Source organism: Sphingobacterium puteale, from assembly GCF_050986225.1.
Taxonomy (GTDB): domain Bacteria; phylum Bacteroidota; class Bacteroidia; order Sphingobacteriales; family Sphingobacteriaceae; genus Sphingobacterium; species Sphingobacterium puteale.
In genome coordinates, this window is record NZ_CP158959.1 from 1,310,589 (window position 1) to 1,331,156 (window position 20,568).

The window sequence follows — 20,568 nt, forward strand, 5'->3', positions numbered from 1 at the left end:
TGTTCTCTAGATAGTAGCTTTGACAACTATATGAAATTGGCCGTCAATTTTTTTATTGAATAATTTTTTTTTGATCAGCTTTCGATCGTTTTTAGAGGTGGAGAGAAAAGAAGAATGCCATTATTCTTATTGAAAATAATGGCATTCTTCTTTGACTAAAAAGCAAGGTTATGCTGCTTTTTATAATGATTTGGTGATCGAATTTATTGGATCGTTTTAGCTTGCTCTTCCGGTTTAGGCTCATTATACTTATGGAAGATTAAGCGGACGCCACTGTTTTTTGTGAAAAACTTCACCGACCAATTTACAAATGTGATCAACTTATTTCTAAATCCATAAATGGACATCAAGTGGACGAACATCCAGGTCATCCATCCGAAGAAGCCGCTGAAGTGAATTTTGCCCATGTCAACGACAGCCTTGTTACGCCCTACTGTGGCCATTGAACCCTTGTCAAAATAGCTGAATTTTTCCGTGGGTTGATTGGACATTGTCTGAAGGATGTGTTTTGCCACATATCCTCCCTGCTGTTGTGCTACTGGAGCAACACCCGGTAAACCACGAGGTAGGTCATCTGTAATAAATGCAGATACGTCACCGATGGCATAAACCCCCGGCATGTCAATAACACGACATTGATCATCTGTCTGTATACGGTTACCACGCTGGATAACTTCCTTTTTGAATCCATCGGGATATTGACCTGCAACACCTGCACCCCAGATGACTGTTTTTGTTTCGATGCTTCTGCCATCGGCGAAAGTAATGGAGTTACCGTCATATCCGGTTACCTGTACGTTCAATAGTACTTCAACACCAAGATCTTTTAAATATTTCTCCGAATTTTTTGATGCTTTCTCCGAGAGATTGGCCAAAACTTTTGGTAGACCTTCCACCAGGTAAACAGACATTTCTGATTTCTTCAATTCAGGATAGTCTTTTTCCAGCACATTATTCTTAATTTCCGCAATAGCACCAGAAAGCTCTACTCCGGTAGGACCACCACCCACGATCACAAAGTTCAGGTTAGGCTTGCGGTCTTCAGGATTAGGGATCATTACCGCTTCTTCAAGATTTTGAAGAACGTAGCTCCGAATATTAAGGGCCTCCTGAATATTTTTCATCGGCAAAGCATATTTGGTGATCTGCTGATTGCCGAAAAAATTTGTCGTTGCACCAGTGGCGACAACCAGATAATCGTAGTCGAAATCTCCAATATCAGTCTTAACAATTTTAGCCTCGTTATCGATGCTTTTGACGTCGGCAAGTCTAAAATGGAAGTTATCCTGATTTTTGAACATTTTGCGAACAGGGAAGGAGATAGAGTCCGCCGAAAGAGTACCCGTAGCAACTTGGTACATTAATGGTTGAAAAGTGTGAAAGTTGTTTCTATCTAATAAGAGAACTTCAACCTCCTTATTTTTAAGCTTTTTAGCAACTTCAATTCCTCCAAATCCAGCACCAATAATGATTACTCTTGGGAATTTTCTATTTGAACTATTGCTTGGCATATTTTTAATAGTTTGTTGTAAAAATTCGTACAATCGAATTAAGCTGCAAATATCTTAAATTTTGAACCAAAAAGCTAAAAAATATTTATTTATTATGGCAATACGTTGTGAAATTTATCGTTACGAGGTCAATTCTTTTAATAAAATATTTTGTAGTGTTTTGGTTTTAAGTCTTTTATGGCCCGTAAAGGCGTATAAAAAAAACTTGCACAGATAACCAAGTCATTGTGTATTTTATACACAATGACTTGGTTATTGCAACGAACCTTTCAGCTTGATTTTCATGCCATTGTTATTCGGATGGAGGTGCAGCTGACAGGCGAGCCGGCTTTGTTCGTCTGCATCAGGTAAGGTGTCCAGCATATCCAATTCCTGATCGTTGGCTTCCGGAAGATTATCCAGCCCCTCAAGGACTTCGACATGGCATGTGGCACATAGCGCCATGCCGCCGCAGGAGGCCAGTATATCGTATTCAGATGCTTTCAGAATTTCCATTAGGGAAAGGTTGATATCTGTCGGAACGTCTATTGTATTTTCTGTACCGTCACGATCGATAACGGTTACTTGGATCAAATTATCTTCCATGGTTAAAATGTATTTATACCATTAACGGTTGTATATTTAAAGGTTAATTTTTGATCCGGATAAACAAACTTAAAAGCACTTTGGCACATTAAGGCCGCCTCATGGTATCCGCATAGGATGAGTTTGAGCTTGCCCGGATAAGTGTTGATATCACCAATGGCATAGATGCGTTCGACATTGGTCGAGTAATCAAAGGTATTGACTTCAATCGCATTTTTATCAATATTTAGCCCCCAGTCAGCAATTGGACCAAGCTTGGGTGTCAGGCCATATAACGGAATAAAATAATCCGCTTCGACCGCAATTGTTTCTTTTTCCTTACTTACGGTTTCAATGGCCGTAAGGCTTCCGTTACCTTGTAGATTACTTAAATTATGGGATAAAAATAAATTGATTTTACCTTCTTGTGCCAATTTAAAGACTTTTTCCGCGGAATCGGGGGCGCCGCGGAAAGAGTCGCTCCGGTGAATAAGTGTAACTTGCTGGGCAATATCAGCCAAATGATAAGTCCAATCCAGTGCAGAATCACCTCCACCGGCAATAACGATCCGTTTGTCCTTGTATTTTGTAGGATCTTTTACCATATAATCCACACCGTTACCTTCATAGAGATGCAGGTTTTGAATTTCAGGCTTACGAGGTTCAAAGCAGCCCAATCCCCCTGCAATGACAATCACTTGCGCATGAACTTTTGTTTGATCGCCCGTGGAGAGGATAAAGGAACCATCATCCTGCCGTTCGATATGTTCGACACGCTCGCCTAATGTGAAACTAGGGGCAAAAGGTTTTATCTGCTCAAGTTGATTATTAATAAGTTCCTGTGCGGTGATGCTCGGGTAGCCAGGTATATCATAAATCGGTTTGTGTGGATATATTTCGGACAACTGTCCGCCAACCTGAGGTAAAACGTCAATCAAATGGCACCTCATTTTTAGAAGTCCAGCTTCGAATACAGCAAACAATCCTACTGGTCCAGCACCGATGATACAGATGTCAGTATTTATCATAGCTATTATGCATTTAAATTGTGATAGATCGTGTTTAATATTCTTGTAAAATCCTCGAAATCTTTTTCCGTAAGTTTCTCCCAAGCTTTCATCCGGATTTCTGCAACGATAGGGGATAGGGATGCAACCTTAAGTTTTCCTTCTTCAGTCAAATGGAGATAAAGGCTCCGGCGATCTGTCTCATCAATGAAACGCTCAGCCAGACCTTTCTTAAGCAGGATATCCACGATACGGGTCAATGTGGGCTGGTCTTTGCCGCATCGTTTGGCCAATTCTTTCTGCGATAGCTGTTCGTTTTCGTATAGCGCCTTTAAGACAGCCCATTGATCTACTGTAATGTCAAATCCCTTTTCCGTAAAAGAAGATTGTGCAAATTGTTTTACCTTCTTGGCGGTTTGATCCAGGATGAAGGAATAACGGTCGAATTTTTCGTTTAGCATACAAATATTTAGTATGACAAATATATTTAAAATATTTAGTACAACAAGTAATCTGAATGCAATAAAAAAGGCGTTCAAAAAATTGAACGCCCTCTTATGATATTTCAAAGCTTATTATGGTCTTACTACTTCAGCTTTTTTTGCAGCATTACCTTCAGCTAGATGCTTTCCTTTACGTAAGTCGTATACAGAAGGCGCAGCCAGGATAATGGAAGAATAGGTACCTACAATAACACCGATCAAGATCGCGAACGAGAATCCACGGATAACTTCACCACCAAAGATGAACAAGACCGCAAGAACGAAAATGATCGTCAATGAAGTAATGATTGTTCTACTTAATGTAGAGTTGATTGCGTGATTTACAACCTCGCCAAGATCTTCATTATGTGCATTAGGTTTTGATACGAACTCTCTCAAGCGGTCAAATACAACCACGGTATCATTTACCGAGTATGCGATTACCGTTAAGATGGCCGCCACAAAGTGTTGGTCAATGTCCAATGAGAATGGCACAATACCATCTAATATGGAGAATAAGCCCAATAGAATAATCGCATCGTGGATGGTTGCAATAGCTGCACCCACCGAGTATTCCCATTTGTGGAAACGGATTAAGATGTAAGCCGCTACGATGATAATGGAGAAAATTGCTGAACTGGTCGCTCTTGACTTGATGTCTGATGCGATACTAGGTCCTACTTTTTGTGAAGACAGGATCTCATGTTTATTGGAGGCATCTACCTTAGCTAGTCCTTGATTTAATTTATCCAATACTTCTTTATCGGCCGCATCGGAAGTTTCTTCAATATGATATGTTGTCGTCACACGAAGTTGGTTGGATGCACCAAATACTTTTACTTCTGTTGTTTTTTGGAAAATATCGTCCAAACTGGTACGAACCGCTTCCGGATCAACTGGTTTATCGAAACGAACAGTATAAGTACGTCCACCTTGGAAATCCACACCTAAACTGAAGCCTTTTGAGAAAATTGAAGCTGCAGAAATTAATACTGCTACAACAGAGATCGCATAGAATACTTTACGTTTTTGAACAAATTTGAAGTTTGCATTATGCAAGGTATTTGCAGACCAAGGGAAAGATACTTTAATTTTAATATCTTTTTCCAGCATCCATTCAAAAATAACACGTGTTACAAGTATTGCTGTAAACAATGATGTGATAATACCCACCATCAATGTAGTTGCGAAACCTAAAATTGGACCACTACCAAATAAGAATAAGATGATACCAATTAGGAATGTCGTAATCTGTGAATCTAAGATTGAAGGTAAAGCATGTTTATAACCATCAGCAACCGCCTGACGAACTGATTTTCCTAAGCCCAATTCCTCACGGATACGTTCATAGATCAGTACGTTAGCATCGACGGCAGTACCCATTGTCAATACGATACCGGCAATACCGGGTAAAGTCAGTACGGCATTGAGTGAGGCTAATACCCCCATGATAATGAATACGTTCAACAACACAGCAATGTTAGCCACAATACCTGCAGTGTTGTAGTACGCAATCATGAAGATCATCACAACGATAATACCGATTACCGCTGAGTTGATACCTGCATCAATCGCTGCTTGTCCCAACGTAGGACCGACAACTGCTTCTTCAACGATTTTGGCTGTAGTCGGAAGACGACCAGCTTTCAATACGTTTGCTAAATCTTTTGTATCCTCAACAGTAAAGGATCCAGAGATCGATGAGCTTCCGTTTGGAATTTCACCATTAACAGATGGCGCGGAATAAACTACATTATCTAAGACAATTGCAATGGCATCTCTGTTCTGAGCAGCTTTTGCCGTGATTTTCTTCCATTCGCGAGCACCTTCATTATTCATTTGCATACCAACAACAGGTTGGTTTTTTTCATCAAAGTTTGCATTGGCATCAGTGATGACGTCACCTGTCAATACAGCACCATTATCTGCCCCTACGGCTTTGATGGCATATAAGGAAAGTTGCTCTGGTGTTTTTTGCTCTGGTTTTACAGCCCATAAAAGCTTTAAGTTGCCCGGAAGGATTGATTTTACTTCTGGACGTTGCAAATAAGCGTTTACTTTGGCTGTATCTTTTAATGAAGCAATACCGACCATTGGACCTGGGGCCAATGTAGGTTGTTGGTTTTCATTTAAATAAGCACTAGGTTTTAATAAATCAAACAATGGTCTTTTCTGACCTAGATTAAGTGCCGCACTGTCTTTTTTCGCTTTACTGTCGTTTTGACCACCGGTTAAGTTAGATAATAAATCGTCAGACTTTTTCGTTGTGTCAGCAGTAACATTGTTGGTCGCAGTCGGAGCAGCTTTTAAAGTAGTTGCTAATGTTCGGTCAATATTCTCTAATAACGGATAAACTTCTTGATTGGTGAAAGTTTCGTAGAACTCCAATTTAGCCGAACCTTGAAGTAGGTTACGGACACGGCTTTCGTCTTTTACACCAGGGAGCTCAACTAAGATACGGTTTGTCCCCTGTTGAATCTGGATGTTTGGCGAAGCAACACCGAATTTATCAATACGTGTACGTAGTACTTTGTACGAATTTTGAATGGCGTTGTCGGCTTCTTTTTGAAGGAATGATTCCACTTTTGAGTCAGAATCACCTGGTTTAATCAAAGAAGCGTTGTCTTTTGTCGAAAAGAATGTTGAAAGTGGGGTAGAAGCTCCAATGGATTTGTACTCTTCCATGAATAAAGCAACGACCGTTTTTTGACTGGTTTTGCTTTTTGCTACCGCTTGTTCCAACGCTTTGTTGAATTTCTCATCTTTTGGATTGTTGGCCAGATTACGGATCAACTCATCCAATGAGATCTCCATGGTAACGTTCATACCACCTTTCAAATCCAATCCTAAAGCCAGTTCATTTGCTTTTGCTTCCCGATAGGTGTATTTCGCAAAACCTAAATTGTACACTACTTCACCTGCCATGGAGTCTAGATAGCTCTTCTCTTTTGCCAAATCTCCTTTGGCAAATTTCTCAGCATCCTGCTCCACCTTGCGGGTCACCCAAGTAAATGATAGGGAGTATAGACACGCTAATGACACCACTATCACTAAAAGTTTAATCAGCCCTTTACCTTGCATCGTCTGTTATTAATTGTATTAATTTTAATGTTAAATACTGTTTATGTAATTGATAATTAGTTCTTGTTTAATCACACTTTACCAAGAATGGCAAAGGTATAAAATTTTTGTAGAATGAAAAGCTTTATTTATGCCATTTAGGTCAAAGGCATAAAATTAGAAGAATTGCTGAAAAAAAGAAATACTTAATGGATTTATTTTACAAAAAAAGGCTCTGTTCAAACTTGAACAGAGCCTTTTTTTTCTTTTTTTTTCTACTATCTCAATGTATATTTAATACCGAAAGTGAAAGTTGAAGCGTCGAAATCATTACCGTGATTTAATCTCCAGTCTGGTTTCCAGTCTGCGTGAAATCCGATAGGAGCAGCAGGGATTTTAAATTCCAAACCCAATTGCGGTCTTAAGCCAACAAGAGTCATATCATCATTTCCAGCGTCAAGAAATGTCAGCTGCGCACCAATACCTGCATACCATCCTAATCCGTTTACACCACGGAACGGTCTAGCGTATTGATAGTCCGCACCTACAGCAACAACGTTGTCATCAAACATCACTTGCGCTTGACCATTATTTGTTCCGCCAAAAGATTGCTTGTATTGAACACCCCAAAGATCACCACCTGTTCCGTCAAAAACAACACCGATAGCGGCACGTTGTGGAGATTGAGCTTTCGCTTCTTGTGCTCCAAATGCTAATGCTGCAACAGCAGCTAATGAGAGTAATGTCTTTTTCATAATTATCTTTACTTTATATTTTCATTAATTAAAAATTACTTTTCGTGTTACATAAAAGCAAATAGCTTGCCAAAAAAAAGAGGCAATCCGTTGGAAGGGCTAATTGCATCAATTCATAATCGTTCTAATTTGTCTTAAGATTGTAATTTGTATATTTTATTTTTTAATATTGCTTATTTTTCTTAGATTTGCCTGGCAAATAGAAAACCCAATACATATTTGCCATGCAATTAGATCCACAAAAATTCGTAGCAGAAGGTCTCACTTACGATGACGTCTTATTAATTCCAGCTTATTCTGAAATTTTACCACGTGACGTCGATACGAGTACCTCGCTGACAAAAAAAATCAAATTAAATATTCCATTGGTTTCTGCTGCAATGGATACGGTAACTGGTGCTGATTTAGCAATTGCGATCGCACAAGCGGGCGGTATTGGTATGTTACATAAGAACATGACGATTGCAGAACAAGCCGCTGAGGTGCGCAAAGTAAAGCGTTCTGAGAGTGGTATGATCCAAGATCCGGTAACACTATTAGCGTCTGCTAATGTTGGAGATGCCTTTAATATTATGAAGGAACATAAGATCGGGGGAATTCCAGTAGTGAATGAAAAAGGACAATTGGTGGGTATCGTGACCAATCGTGACCTTCGTTTTCAGAAAGATATGACTCGTCCGATCAATGAGTTAATGACAAAAGATAATCTTGTCGTAGCTCCTGAAGGGACGGATTTGGTCAAAGCAGAGGAAATCCTTCAGAACGAAAAAATAGAGAAACTTCCAGTTGTCAATAATGAAGGCATCTTGAAGGGTTTGATCACCTTTAAGGATATACAAAAATATAAACATTATCCCAATGCTGCCAAAGATAGCCACGGCCGTTTGTTAGTAGGTGCTGCAGTAGGTGTTACGCCAGATACCTTGGACAGGGTTGAAGCTTTGGTAAAAGCCGGTGTGGACGTGGTGACCATTGATACTGCACATGGGCATTCTAAAGGTGTAATCGATAAATTGAAATTGGTAAAATCCAAGTTTCCGGAACTACAGGTGATCGTAGGGAATATCGCAACAGGTGCAGCTGCAACAGCGTTGGCTGAAGCTGGTGCTGATGCCGTAAAAGTAGGTATCGGACCCGGTTCGATCTGCACAACACGTATTATCGCAGGTGTCGGCGTCCCTCAGCTTTACGCTGTATATGAAGTTGCTAAAGCACTTAAAGGAACGGGAGTACCATTGATCGCCGATGGTGGTATCAAACAAACAGGTGATATAGCAAAGGCTATTGCTGCTGGAGCAAGCACGATTATGGCGGGTTCTTTATTTGCGGGAGTAGAAGAGGCTCCGGGCGAGACAATCATTTACGAAGGTCGTAAATTTAAATCGTACCGTGGTATGGGATCGATCGAAGCAATGGAAAAAGGTTCCAAAGATCGTTATTTCCAGGATGTGGAGGATGATATCAAAAAGTTGGTTCCGGAAGGTATCGTCGGACGTGTTCCTTACAAAGGTACATTGGCTGAAGTCGTCTATCAGTATATCGGTGGCTTGCGTGCTTCAATGGGCTATTGTGGTGCTGCAACAATCGAGAAGCTACAGCAGGCGCAATTTGTTCGCATTACAGGCGCTGGCTTGAGAGAGTCTCATCCACATAATATCTCTATTACAAAAGAGGCGCCAAACTATAATAGCAGAGGCTAAACAAGTGACACTATAAAAATCCGACGATTTTAAATTGTCGGATTTTTTTATGCAAAAATATTGGCTTGATTGCCTTAGTGATCGATAGGAAATTTGTACTTTTATACCCTATTCTCAGGTTTTAAAATTTAAGGAGTTAATTTGGATTATTTAGCGGGTTTAAACCCTTCACAACGAGGAGCCGTAGAGCAAACAGAGGGCCCTGTCATGATTGTTGCAGGAGCTGGTTCAGGAAAAACACGGGTAATTACGTTCCGTGTAGCACACTTGATTCAAAAAGGCGTTGATCCATTCAATATTTTGGTATTGACATTTACGAATAAAGCGGCCAAAGAGATGCGCGCGCGTATTGTTTCTGTCGTAGGAAGCGAAGCGAAAAATATTTGGATGGGGACATTCCACTCCGTTTTCGCAAAGATACTTCGGGTAGAAGCTGAACTGATCGGATACCCCCGAAATTTTACCATCTACGATACAGATGATACCAAAAGTCTGCTGCGTGCCATCCTAAAGGAAATGAACCTGGATGACAAATTATACAATGTCAATCATGTCTATGGCCGGATATCCCAAGCCAAGAATAACTTGATCTCGCCACAGGAGTACAATAAAAATGAAGCTATATTAGCTGAAGATATTTCGAATGGACGAGGGCAGCTGGGGCAGATTTATATGACCTACGCACAGCGCTGTTATCGCGCGGGTGCCATGGATTTTGATGATCTCCTGTTCAAGACAAATGTTTTATTGAACAAACATCCGGAGGTATTGCACAAATACCAGCATCAATTTCGCTACCTGATGGTTGATGAGTATCAGGATACCAACTTTTCGCAATACCTAATCGTCAAACGATTAGCCGCCGTAAATGAAAATATATGTGTCGTTGGTGATGATGCGCAGTCAATATATGCCTTCAGGGGGGCTAATATTCAGAATATCCTGAACTTCCAGAAAGATTATCCGGATGTCAAGATCTTTAAATTGGAGCAGAATTACAGATCCACCAAAATGATTGTCAATGCGGCAAATTCGGTGATCGCCAATAATCAGAACCAGCTGGAAAAGAATGTTTTTTCGGATAATGAAGAAGGTGAAAAAATTAAGGTTTCACGTGCTTTTTCCGATAATGAAGAAGGGAAAATCGTTGCAGATCAGATTATTGAAGAGAAATCCCTGAAAGGACTTAATTACAAAGATTTTGCTATTCTTTATCGGACCAATGCGCAATCACGGGCGATGGAAGAAGCCCTGCGCAAGATCAATATACCTTATAAGATCTATGGTGGAACGTCTTTCTACCAACGGAAGGAAATTAAAGACCTGATCGCTTATTTCCGTCTTACCTTCAATCCCAATGATGAGGAAGCATTGAAACGGGTTATTAACTACCCACGTCGGGGAATCGGAGATACAACCATAGAGAAGATTATGATTGCTGCCGATCAAAACCAATATCGCATTTGGGATGTGGTAGCCAATGCGGCACATTTTCTGGACGGTCGCAGTGCGACTTCCGTGGGAGGTTTCGCACAGATGATACAGAGTTTTCAGGCATTGGCTAAAAATAACAACGCATTTGATACCGCTATGCATATCGCACAGCACTGTGGTATATTGAAAGAACTATACGAAGATAAATCTGTCGAAGGATTAGCGCGTTATGAAAATATTCAGGAGCTACTTAACGGTATTAAGGAGTTTTCGGAACGCGAGGATATTGAAGACCGTGGTCTTGATATATACATGCAGGATATTGCTTTGTTGACCAATGATGACAACGATAAAGATCCAAATGCAGATACGGTTTCGTTAATGACAATACACTCTTCAAAAGGACTTGAGTTTCCAATTGTATTTATTGTAGGTCTTGAAGAAAACTTGTTTCCGTCTCAGTTGTCATTGAATTCCAGAACAGAATTAGAGGAAGAACGAAGACTTTTTTACGTTGCTGTTACCAGAGCTGAAAAAAAATTACTACTTTCGTATGCTACTTCGCGATATCGTTGGGGGACGTTGAATAACTGCGAACCCAGTCGTTTCTTGGATGAACTGAATCCTGCTTGTCTTGCATTGGATTTTAAACCCCGACAAACTTCCGCCTCAGCCGGGAGTTTTCAAGGCGAACGAGTTGCGTGGCAACAAAAGGACAGTGATGATGTGTTTTCGAAACCTAAGCCCAAGCCAATGGTTAAAACAACGTCTATACTGCCCAAAGCCCACAAACCTACTGCGGGTTTTGCTCCTTCTGATACATCAAATCTTCAGGTCGGCATGGAAGTTGAACATGAACGCTTTGGATTTGGTAAAGTTGTCAACCTAGAAGGAAATAAAGGAGATATAAAAGCAACTATTTTCTTTAAGGAGTTGGGACAGAAACAATTGTTGCTTAAATTTGCAAAACTTAGAATAATTCAATAATAAAATACCAAAACGAGATCTTAACCGTTTAATAGGTACTTATATTAGCTATATGAACTTTGACTACAACAGCACTAGGCCAAAATTGATCCTTGCAGAATATGGCCGCAACGTGCAAAATATGGTAGATTACATTTGTACTTTACCCACAAAGGAAGAAAGAAATAAACATGCCCAAATCGTGATCGACATGATGGGGGTGTTGAATCCACACTTAAGAGACGTTTCAGATTTTAAGCATAAACTTTGGGATCACCTACAGATTATCTCGGATTTTAAGCTTGATATTGACTCACCATATCCAATCGCTACTGCAAAAAGTGTGAAGCATGAGGTTGAACATTTGGGCTATCCGCAACATTCCATCAAATTCAAACACTATGGATTTACGGTGGAGAAAATGATTGATAAGGCCTTGAAGGTGACCGATGAGTCTAAACGGGAGCAGATGGTGATTGGTATCGCCAACTTTATGAAAATGGCCTATGTCACCTGGAACAAGGATTCCGTATCCGATGAATTGATTATTCAGGATCTGAAGGAATTGTCTGGCTACCAATTGACTTTACCCGAAGGTACGGTATTGACTAAACTTGATTTTAAAACTCCGCCTCCGGGAAACCGTGTAAAAGGCCCTACAACAGGCAATTCAAACGGGAACAATAATAATAGCAACAGCAACAATAACAACTCTTCAGGTTATCAGTCGAAAGGCGGCGGTGGCAGTGGCAAGCCTCGTATGTCAAACAACAATAACAACATGAAGCGGAACAATTTTGGTGGCAGCAATAACAATAACAACAATAGAAATAGAAAACCTCAGAATAATTACAATAATAATAAAAGAGGCTAGTTCTTTAAGTTTTTAATTTATAAGTAGCGGGCAATTGCGAAGTGATTCATATATTTCTTTACAATTGCCTTCTTTATTTATGGAATGGATTTGTTTATCAGTTCCGGTCAATAGGATCTGACTGAACCGAATCTGTGCATTGGAAAATTCCATAAACTTTTTTCAATACAATTTTGTTGATTTTAAGAAGTCCGGATTTTCATTTAGTGACATCAGGAAACTAAATTATACCTCGGGTTTTGTTGTAATAAGAAGATATCAGTTATATAAATGAATGCATTTGAAATAATCGGTGGAAAACCGTTAAAGGGAGAGATTATTCCACAAGGAGCAAAAAATGAAGCTTTACAGATTCTGTCAGCAGTTTTACTGACTGAAGAACCCATGACCATCAGTAATATTCCGGATATTAAAGATGTCAATAAGTTAATCGATCTGTTGGCTGCATTGGGTGTTAAAATTGATCGTATAGATAAGGATACTTACGTTTTTGAAGCCAAAGACATTAATATAGATTATTTCCAATCGGCAGAGTTTAAGGAAAAGGGTGGGGGCTTACGTGGTTCGATCATGATTGTAGGACCATTATTGGCTCGCTTTGGCAAAGCTGCCATTCCAAAACCGGGAGGTGATAAAATCGGGCGCAGACGTCTCGATACACACTTTCTGGGTTTTGAAAAACTAGGCGCCAAATTTGTCTATGACGCATCCACACACTTCTTTAACGTAGATGCTACCGAATTAAAAGGTAATTATATTTTATTGGATGAAGCGTCCGTAACCGGTACGGCAAATATAGTTATGGCTGCTGTATTGGCCAAAGGAACAACAACAATTTATAATGCGGCCTGTGAACCTTATCTGCAACAACTCTGTAAAATGTTGAATCGTATGGGGGCTAAGATATCGGGTATCGGATCTAATTTGCTGACCATAGAAGGGGTACAACGTCTTGGCGGAACATCGCATCGTATGTTGCCTGATATGATTGAGATCGGTTCTTTTATAGGTTTGGCGGCAATGACAGGTTCAGAAATTACGATTAAAGATGTCTGTTTTCAGGAATTGGGCATAATACCTTCGGTATTTTCCCGTTTGGGTATTCAATTTGAATTGAGAGGGGACGATATATTTATTCCAGCACAGGATTCTTACGAAATTGATACCTTTATTGATGGTTCTATCTTAACAATCTCAGATGCCCCATGGCCCGGATTTACACCAGATCTATTGAGTATCATTTTGGTGGTCGCAACGCAGGCGAAAGGGAATGTATTGATTCACCAAAAGATGTTTGAAAGCAGATTGTTCTTTGTCGATAAATTAATAGATATGGGGGCACAGATCATTTTGTGTGATCCGCACCGCGCGACCGTAATCGGAATGAATAAATCCCATCCTTTGAGAGGTATCGAAATGACATCTCCTGATATTCGTGCGGGAGTATCTCTATTGATTGCGGCTTTATCTGCGAAAGGAAAGTCCGTGATCCACAATATCGAACAGATCGAGCGTGGATATCAAGACATCGAGGAACGCTTACGCAAGCTAGGTGCAGATATCAAACGTGTGGACGTCGAACCCAAAGGCCACTAGTCAAATATTTGTATAGCACGCATAAAAGATTATTGTGAAAAGCTAAAAAAGCCCCGGAACTTGTTCCGGGGCTTTTCTTATCCGGCTATCCGGACTATACCAAAGGAGCTGGTGCTTCTTCTTCAAATAATGGGAATTCCTTGATAATGTTGTACCAAGTGATTACCTTCTTGATATCTGATGTATATACACGAGATTCATCATGGCCAGGAGCAACTTCACGGAAAAAATCCCGCAATGTAGCACCATCTGATTTCGTGTCAGGTAATGTTAAACCTTTTTCTTTAATGGTTTCGAAGATATCCAAAAGACGGATTTCCTCTTCGTCACCATAAATGGTAATATCTTCCAATGTTGCCATTTTTGTCGAAGATAAACTTACCACAGTCTTAATTTTTGCTTGATCAAGGGTTTCTAAAATAAAACCACCTTTGTTTTGTCCAACCAATTTGAACAATCCTGGCTTACCAGTTACAGATACTAATGCTCTTAAATTCATCTTAATTTTTTTAAATCTCCAAGAATTAATCTTCGATTACTTCAATTGATAAAATACGGTCTCCTTGTCTGATATCGTCTACTACATCAACATTCTCGATTACTTTTCCGAAACAAGTATGGTTGCGGTCCAAGTGGGCAGTGTTATTGCGGCTGTGGCAAATGAAAAATTGAGAACCTCCTGTATTGCGACCAGCGTGAGCCATTGACAATACACCTCTGTCATGGTATTGATTTTCACCAGTTAATTCACAATCGATTTTATAACCGGGACCACCTGTTCCGGGGATACCTGCAGCACCTTCACGTGAATTTGGGCAGCCACCTTGAATAACAAAATCAGGAATAACACGGTGGAAAGCCAATCCATCATAATATCCTGATTTAGCAAGTTTAATAAAATTTGCTACTGTATTTGGAGCATCAGCTGTGTAGAATTGCACAGTCATGTCGCCTTTTTCTGTTTTAATAATCGCTTTACTCATGTTCAAAAATTTTTATGAAATACAAAGATAATGTTTCAGAGTGAAATGCGAAGTAAATCCCAATCTCCATTTTTCAAAATCGCGTTATTTGTAGCAATACGACCGGAAAAAAATGCGAAATATTTTATATATTTATGTTAGCTAGCCGGTTATAGTTTTAACAATGTCAAATCTACATAAATTAGTTATCAGGGAGTGGTCCGAGGCGGACCGTCCCCGCGAGAAATTATTGAATCAGGGACGAAGGGCCCTTTCCGATGCGGAGCTATTGGCGATTCTGATTGGATCTGGTTCAATGGAGGAAAGTGCGGTAGGACTTTGCCGGCGTATTTTAGCAGATGCCAACAATAGCCTGGATACACTTTCCAAGATGGAGGTCAATGAATTGAGTCGATATAAAGGCATCGGTGACGCCAAGGCCATATCGATTATTGCAGCCTTGGAGCTGGCGCGCCGTAAGAAAGAATCTCCGGTAGAGGAAAAGAAAATGTTAAATAGCAGCAAGCGGGTCTATGACTTTATGAAACCGATCCTGCAGGATTTGCCCCATGAGGAATTTTGGACCCTCTACCTGAATACGGGATGCAAATTGTTGGATCAACAGCTTATTGGTCGTGGCGGAAATGATTTTACACCGGTCGATGTCCGGATTATTCTGAGAAATGCCCTCGCAACAAAAGCACACGCGATCGTCCTGATCCACAATCATCCCTCAGGGACTTTGCTTCCCAGTAATGCTGACAGAATTCTGACGCAAAAAATTGTCGAAGCATCAAAAATTATGGATATTAGGGTAAACGACCACCTGATATTTACAGACAATGGATATTATAGCTTCAGAGATGAAGATATAATCGATTAGCTATAGCAATCTGATATGAGCAAAAATAGTATTGAACGATTTACCGACAGGGTTGTGGATTATGAAAAATTCAGACCCAATTATCCCAAAGAAATTATTCAGATTCTTCAGGAAAAGATAGGTTTGAATAAAAGCTGGCTGGTAGCAGATATCGGCAGCGGTACCGGCCTATCCACGCAGTTATTTTTGGAAAACGGAAATGATGTGTTTGCTGTGGAGCCCAATAGGGAAATGCGTGAATCTTTGGTACACCATTTTAAAACATACCGGAACTTAATTGCATTAAACGCCACGGCTGAAGATACCGCTATCGAGTCCGGTTGCGTGGATTTAATTTTCGCTGGACAATCTTTTCAGTGGTTCGATCGGACCGCCTGTTTCCAAGAATTTAACCGCATTCTAACGGAAACCGGTCATATTGTGCTGGCCTGGAATCAACGTGATCCGGAAGATGCTTTCCAGAAGGAATATGAGCAGTTTTTACATAATCATATTCCCACCTATCAATCTGTCAGTCATAAAAATATATCCGATGGGGACCTTCGTAGTTTTTTTGCCGATAGGCCAATGACGAAGGTATCCTTGCCCAACCAACAAGTATTTGACCTGAAATCCTTTTTGGGAAGGGTAAGATCATCCTCTTATTTTCCTAAAGAGGAGACGGAGAATAAAAATTTATACGATGACCTTCGCTCATTGTTTGAAAAATATGCGATCTCTCAACGTATCGTGTTTCGGTATATTACAGAGATTTATATCAGTTAAGATTAAGCGACCGGAATCTGTAGGGCTTCTTTCGATAGTTAAAAAAATGTTAAAGATATGACGGGAATAGGTGTGTGGCATTTTATTTGGAAGTGATTTAGGCATAAGTAAAAAAGATATGCTGAGAGTTGAATTGATATTCTTTAGACGCTGCTTATTTTTACTGCCAATTTTTGTGTTCGCAAGTAGAGTTAATGGTCAGCAGCTTACTTTCTTAAATAATTGGGATGAAAATTTCCCTATTGTAAATTATTGGATAGATCCTTTTTTTCCGGTAAATATGCAATCTCATGTCGTTAGTTTGGAACGAACGGAGGATAAAGATAAAAAGGCTATTGCAAAGGAGCAAACCATGGATAAAGTAGATGCGGCGGCTGTTGATCTTTCTAACGTGGTCGTTGCACGTAGTAGACATCGAGGAGATATCAGGTATTCTTCTTCACGTTCAGGTGCGTTATATCGTGTTGCTTTGGACAAACAGACCGATGAACGGTATGAGGGTAAGCCTGTTTTTTTGGATGCTAAGGGGGTAAAATATATAATTGACTCGAAATATAGAAAGCAAATTATCAGATAACAGAATAGCTAAGTTAAAACGCTGTTTAAAAAAATAATGCGGGGAAATTTTGGTATTTGTATTGTACTTTTACTTATAACTATTTAAATAGAAATTGGGGCATGACGGCAATAAATTCTACCGTAAAATCTTAAGTAAATAATCCTTATCAAGGTAAAAAGCATCTAAGCTTCCACCATCTTCTAGAATAGTGCTACTGATTTCCTTTTTATGCTGCTGAAGTGCCTGAATTTTATCCTCAACTGTATTTGGGCTGATCAGACGCACCGCGGTGACATTCTTTTGTTGGCCAATGCGGTAGATACGATCAATCGCCTGTTGTTCCACAGCCGGATTCCACCAGGGATCAACGAGATAAACCACATCCGCAGCAGTGAGGTTAAGCCCAGTTCCTCCGGCCTTGAGGCTAATCAGAAAAACCCGGCTATCTTCGTTCGATTGGAAATCACTGACAAGCTGCCCCCGGTTCCGCGACTGGCCAGTGAGGGTGAGCGAGGGGATTCCATTTTTATCCAACGCTTCTTTAATTAGATGCAACATGCTGACAAACTGCGAGAACACGATGATTTTGTGCTGATCTTTTTTATGCTGAATTTGCTCGATCAGCATTTCAATCTTTGCTGAATCTTCGACAGATGTTAGATCTTCGCTCTGGAGCAATTTACTGGAATTGCAGATCTGCCGTAATTTCGTCAGACCTTTCAGAACATGCATCGGACTTTTCTTGATTTCATCCCCATCTTTAGCAGAGATAAACTCCCGAAATTCTTTTTCATAGAGATCATATATCCGTCGTTGTGCGGTTTTCATTTCGCAATAGAGTACCAATTCATTTTTTGCAGGAAGATCATCCAATACATCCCGTTTTGTTCTTCGAAGGATAAAGGGTTTTATTTTTTCCTTTAACATCTTCTTTCTTTTGCGGTCGTGAAAAGCATCAATTGGCGTCGTATAGACGTCTTTAAAATATTTTTTATTTCCCAATAAACCCGGAATGGCGAAAGAAAGCTGCGCAAACAAATCCATGGTATTATTCTCTATAGGTGTTCCCGTTAGTATGATACGATTTCGAGAGTGCAGTAAATTTACCGCCTTGTACCGCTGTGAATCCGGATTTTTTATGTATTGAGACTCATCGAGTATAACATAATTGAAGATCAGCTTTTTTAACCTATTGATGTCGGTCAGTAGATTATGGTAAGAAATAAGCACGATATCCAGTTCTTCAAACTGCTCGCTTATGTCGCGTCGGTTTGACGCCTCTAGGACGACTGTATTAAAAGAGGGTAAGAATTGCTCAATTTCGTGCTTCCAGTTAAAAATCAGCGTCGTAGGGAGAACAAGCAATGTTGGTGTGGTTATGCCCTTTGCTTTTTGAGTGGCCAGAAAGGCAAGGATTTGAACTGTCTTTCCCAGCCCCATATCATCCGCTAGGCAGGCACCAAAATTTAATTTGTCCAAGAAGTTGAGCCATTGTAGCCCTTGCTGCTGATAGTGACGCAAATCGCCAACAAAAATATCGGGTAATTGCACCGGCGGGTAGCTTGCTGATGCGGAGAGCTGATTTCTTAAATAATCGACCTCGACGGATACGGCATGATCGATCTCTTCGTTGGAAAAGAGCTGGCCGATTTCATTAAACTTGTATTTGGGAATCTGAATAAGTTCATCTTCTATAATTTCGGCAGCGTTAAAATAGGCTTCAAATTTTTCCAGCCATTCCTGAGGCAGAATACCAAGTGTGCCATCGTCCAGGGGAATAAATTGAGAACGGTTGCGGACTGCTTTTTCCAGTTTCTTCAGTGAGACACTTTTGGGACCAAATTTGACCTGAATATTGGCATTAAACCAATTTTGTCCACTTAATACCTCGATCTGTATGTTACCTTTGAACCGGCTAAGTTTATTGCCTCGTATGGTATTGAAGCCAATGATCTGGACTCCGTGTTGGTGCCACTCTTCAAATGCATTTAAAAACCAGTTTTTATCGAGAAAATATTTACGATGTAAATAAAGGTGTTGAAAACTATCATCATCCAATTGCTCCTGAAAATAAGAATGCTGCTTGAGGAGCAGTGAGATGACTTTTGTTTCAGCCTCTTTTTTCCGCTCTACCAAATATTGGGATCCTTTCGCATCTGTTCCAAATATATTTCTTTTACTCAGGATCGGAACCTCAACATCACCGTAACGCATGACAGGAATGATATTTACAAAATCTTCCGATTCCTCCAGGAAAATAAGTGCCTGCATATCCTGATAGTAGAGGTTTTCTTTCAGTTGCGGTTTATTCGCCTTGGGGATATCCTTAAAATTTAACGCTACCGAATTGGCCAAAGGAGCCAAGAATAATTCGTTAAACTCTTTAAACTTATTCCGGTGTATGCGCAGCTCATTTCCTTTGTTTCCAAACAAACGGATCAGTTTGATATGAAGCTTATTCTCAATAAGATATAGGTGCTTTTTTATGGCGATAAAATGATTGAAAAGAATAGTCAGATCCTGTAGTTCGTAAGTAATGCCATGAAGGGATAATTCTCCTTTAATGCAATAAAAGGAACCGCTCTGTTCGATCAGCAGTTTGATTTCGCTTTTGTTCAGACCGATTTGAATCGGAGATAGGGAAGTAGCCGTTATATTTTCTGCTTTTTCATAATCATGAAGGAAAAAATCCAGACCCAAAGGATTCTTGGCAATGGCCCGCAGACTTCGGCCAATGGGTGTATCTGTCTGTTGTAACGGTTGTGCCAATTGGCTGATCGCCGCAAAGAACTGGGTTTCGTCAACGGATTCTGTTTGCCAGATCCGTGATTGGCTCTCTACTGTGGAAATGGGGTTTTTCGGCTTGCCCGATTTCGACAGTGGTGCCTGACATAGCAGGATCTGTAATTGTTTATAATAACGATTACGTGTCAGTACAATGAAGCTATGCAGCTGTTCACTGTGAATTTTAGAGAGGCTGGTTTGTGGCTCCAGGAGATCAAAATCGTCTATGGATGTCAGGTGTTTATCTTTGAGAACAAATTGTAGCGTTGCATCTTTAATATGTGCTGAAAAATAGTTTTCCAATAAGGGTTCATGTTCTAAACCATATTGTACAGCAATCTTTTTTAAAAGATTTCGATACCGGTTAAAGTCAAAAAAAGACAACCAGTTTTCTTGTCCGAATAGCCTTGTCAATGTCGCTTTCTGGTGACTACAGAAACCTGTCTCCTCGCAATTGCAGAAAAGCGAAGTTACAGGTGATCTGTAAATAACCGTCACCCGGAAATCCCTGTAATTTTCGAGGACCTGAAAGGTCGCCTGGTTGAATTCCATCTCCAGGACATTGATTTGGATATTCGCCAAGACGGTATCCATCCAGGGGAAATAAGAGTAACGGCTTACTGTGCCGAAATCTATTGTTGTCAATGTATATTGATGGAACTCCAT

16 protein-coding genes are annotated in these 20,568 nt (G+C 40.1%); 7 read left to right on the plus strand and 9 right to left on the minus strand.

Going from position 1 to position 20,568, the window contains the following annotated elements:
• Positions 1-203: 203 nt before the first annotated feature.
• From ABTV71_RS05440 to ABTV71_RS05465, 6 genes are all read right to left on the minus strand, one after another.
• On the minus strand, positions 204-1,511 hold the full coding sequence (locus ABTV71_RS05440; RefSeq protein ID WP_121126448.1) for an NAD(P)/FAD-dependent oxidoreductase: 1,308 nt from the start codon (positions 1,509-1,511) through the stop codon (positions 204-206).
• Between the two features lie 252 nt (positions 1,512-1,763).
• Positions 1,764-2,096 (minus strand): 2Fe-2S iron-sulfur cluster-binding protein, encoded by a 333-nt coding sequence (locus ABTV71_RS05445; RefSeq protein WP_121126447.1) that lies wholly within the window; start codon positions 2,094-2,096, stop codon positions 1,764-1,766.
• A gap of 2 nt (positions 2,097-2,098) precedes the next feature.
• Entirely contained in the window at positions 2,099-3,103 is a 1,005-nt protein-coding gene (locus ABTV71_RS05450) for an NAD(P)/FAD-dependent oxidoreductase (RefSeq protein ID WP_433902438.1), read from the minus strand.
• A gap of 5 nt (positions 3,104-3,108) precedes the next feature.
• A complete protein-coding gene (locus ABTV71_RS05455) occupies positions 3,109-3,543 on the minus strand; it encodes a MarR family winged helix-turn-helix transcriptional regulator (RefSeq protein WP_121126445.1) in 435 nt (144 codons plus the stop codon).
• A gap of 114 nt (positions 3,544-3,657) precedes the next feature.
• A complete protein-coding gene (gene secDF / locus ABTV71_RS05460; protein WP_433902439.1) occupies positions 3,658-6,645 on the minus strand; it encodes a protein translocase subunit SecDF in 2,988 nt (995 codons plus the stop codon).
• A 257-nt stretch (positions 6,646-6,902) separates the two neighbouring features.
• Positions 6,903-7,379, minus strand: coding sequence for a hypothetical protein (locus ABTV71_RS05465; RefSeq protein ID WP_121126443.1), 477 nt, complete (start codon positions 7,377-7,379; stop codon positions 6,903-6,905).
• A 224-nt stretch (positions 7,380-7,603) separates the two neighbouring features.
• Here ABTV71_RS05465 and guaB point away from each other — a divergent pair, with 224 nt between their 5' ends.
• From guaB to murA, 4 genes are all read left to right on the plus strand, one after another.
• On the plus strand, positions 7,604-9,079 hold the full coding sequence (gene guaB, locus ABTV71_RS05470; RefSeq protein WP_433902440.1) for an IMP dehydrogenase: 1,476 nt from the start codon (positions 7,604-7,606) through the stop codon (positions 9,077-9,079).
• Positions 9,080-9,220: 141 nt separating this feature from the next.
• The gene (locus ABTV71_RS05475) at positions 9,221-11,500 is read left to right on the plus strand and encodes an ATP-dependent helicase (RefSeq protein ID WP_121126441.1); all 2,280 of its coding nucleotides are present in this window, start codon (positions 9,221-9,223) and stop codon (positions 11,498-11,500) included.
• Positions 11,501-11,552: 52 nt separating this feature from the next.
• Complete coding sequence (locus ABTV71_RS05480; protein WP_121126440.1) at positions 11,553-12,353, plus strand: DUF4290 domain-containing protein; 801 nt, start codon at positions 11,553-11,555, stop codon at positions 12,351-12,353.
• A gap of 270 nt (positions 12,354-12,623) precedes the next feature.
• A complete protein-coding gene (gene murA / locus ABTV71_RS05485) occupies positions 12,624-13,949 on the plus strand; it encodes a UDP-N-acetylglucosamine 1-carboxyvinyltransferase (RefSeq protein ID WP_121126439.1) in 1,326 nt (441 codons plus the stop codon).
• 94 nt (positions 13,950-14,043) lie between these two features.
• Here the strand turns inward: murA and ABTV71_RS05490 are convergent, their stop codons facing one another.
• Together ABTV71_RS05490 and ABTV71_RS05495 are read right to left on the minus strand one after the other, a co-directional pair.
• The gene (locus ABTV71_RS05490) at positions 14,044-14,448 is read right to left on the minus strand and encodes a DUF5606 family protein (protein WP_104385787.1); all 405 of its coding nucleotides are present in this window, start codon (positions 14,446-14,448) and stop codon (positions 14,044-14,046) included.
• Positions 14,449-14,473: 25 nt separating this feature from the next.
• Complete coding sequence (locus ABTV71_RS05495; protein WP_104385786.1) at positions 14,474-14,932, minus strand: peptidylprolyl isomerase; 459 nt, start codon at positions 14,930-14,932, stop codon at positions 14,474-14,476.
• 163 nt (positions 14,933-15,095) lie between these two features.
• Between ABTV71_RS05495 and radC the strand changes: the two genes are divergently transcribed.
• The 3 genes from radC (at position 15,096) to ABTV71_RS05510 (ending at position 17,136) form a co-directional block, all read left to right on the plus strand.
• Entirely contained in the window at positions 15,096-15,794 is a 699-nt protein-coding gene (gene radC / locus ABTV71_RS05500) for a RadC family protein (protein WP_121126438.1), read from the plus strand.
• A gap of 15 nt (positions 15,795-15,809) precedes the next feature.
• Positions 15,810-16,559 carry a class I SAM-dependent methyltransferase gene (locus tag ABTV71_RS05505; protein ID WP_433902441.1) on the plus strand — a complete coding sequence of 250 codons (750 nt, stop codon included), beginning with the start codon at positions 15,810-15,812 and terminating at the stop codon, positions 16,557-16,559.
• Positions 16,560-16,734: 175 nt separating this feature from the next.
• The gene (locus tag ABTV71_RS05510; RefSeq protein WP_433902442.1) at positions 16,735-17,136 is read left to right on the plus strand and encodes a hypothetical protein; all 402 of its coding nucleotides are present in this window, start codon (positions 16,735-16,737) and stop codon (positions 17,134-17,136) included.
• Positions 17,137-17,253: 117 nt separating this feature from the next.
• Here the strand turns inward: ABTV71_RS05510 and ABTV71_RS05515 are convergent, their stop codons facing one another.
• Positions 17,254-20,568, minus strand: a complete 3,315-nt coding sequence (locus ABTV71_RS05515) for a DEAD/DEAH box helicase (RefSeq protein WP_433902443.1) — start codon at positions 20,566-20,568, stop codon at positions 17,254-17,256.

Excerpts from the sequence above, each read along its gene's own strand:
- radC (WP_121126438.1), top strand. The coding sequence starts at position 15,096 with ATGTCAAATCTACATAAATTAGTTATCAGGGAGTGGTCCGAGGCGGAC.
- ABTV71_RS05495 (WP_104385786.1), bottom strand. The coding sequence starts at position 14,932 with ATGAGTAAAGCGATTATTAAAACAGAAAAAGGCGACATGACTGTGCAA.
- ABTV71_RS05440 (WP_121126448.1), bottom strand. The coding sequence starts at position 1,511 with ATGCCAAGCAATAGTTCAAATAGAAAATTCCCAAGAGTAATCATTATT.
- ABTV71_RS05450 (WP_433902438.1), bottom strand. The coding sequence starts at position 3,103 with ATGATAAATACTGACATCTGTATCATCGGTGCTGGACCAGTAGGATTG.
- ABTV71_RS05455 (WP_121126445.1), bottom strand. The coding sequence starts at position 3,543 with ATGCTAAACGAAAAATTCGACCGTTATTCCTTCATCCTGGATCAAACC.
- secDF (WP_433902439.1), bottom strand. The coding sequence starts at position 6,645 with ATGCAAGGTAAAGGGCTGATTAAACTTTTAGTGATAGTGGTGTCATTA.
- ABTV71_RS05490 (WP_104385787.1), bottom strand. The coding sequence starts at position 14,448 with ATGAATTTAAGAGCATTAGTATCTGTAACTGGTAAGCCAGGATTGTTC.
- murA (WP_121126439.1), top strand. The coding sequence starts at position 12,624 with ATGAATGCATTTGAAATAATCGGTGGAAAACCGTTAAAGGGAGAGATT.
- ABTV71_RS05505 (WP_433902441.1), top strand. The coding sequence starts at position 15,810 with ATGAGCAAAAATAGTATTGAACGATTTACCGACAGGGTTGTGGATTAT.
- ABTV71_RS05465 (WP_121126443.1), bottom strand. The coding sequence starts at position 7,379 with ATGAAAAAGACATTACTCTCATTAGCTGCTGTTGCAGCATTAGCATTT.
- ABTV71_RS05445 (WP_121126447.1), bottom strand. The coding sequence starts at position 2,096 with ATGGAAGATAATTTGATCCAAGTAACCGTTATCGATCGTGACGGTACA.
- ABTV71_RS05515 (WP_433902443.1), bottom strand. The coding sequence starts at position 20,568 with ATGGAGTTCCATCAATATACATTGACAACAATAGATTTCGGCACAGTA.
- guaB (WP_433902440.1), top strand. The coding sequence starts at position 7,604 with ATGCAATTAGATCCACAAAAATTCGTAGCAGAAGGTCTCACTTACGAT.
- ABTV71_RS05480 (WP_121126440.1), top strand. The coding sequence starts at position 11,553 with ATGAACTTTGACTACAACAGCACTAGGCCAAAATTGATCCTTGCAGAA.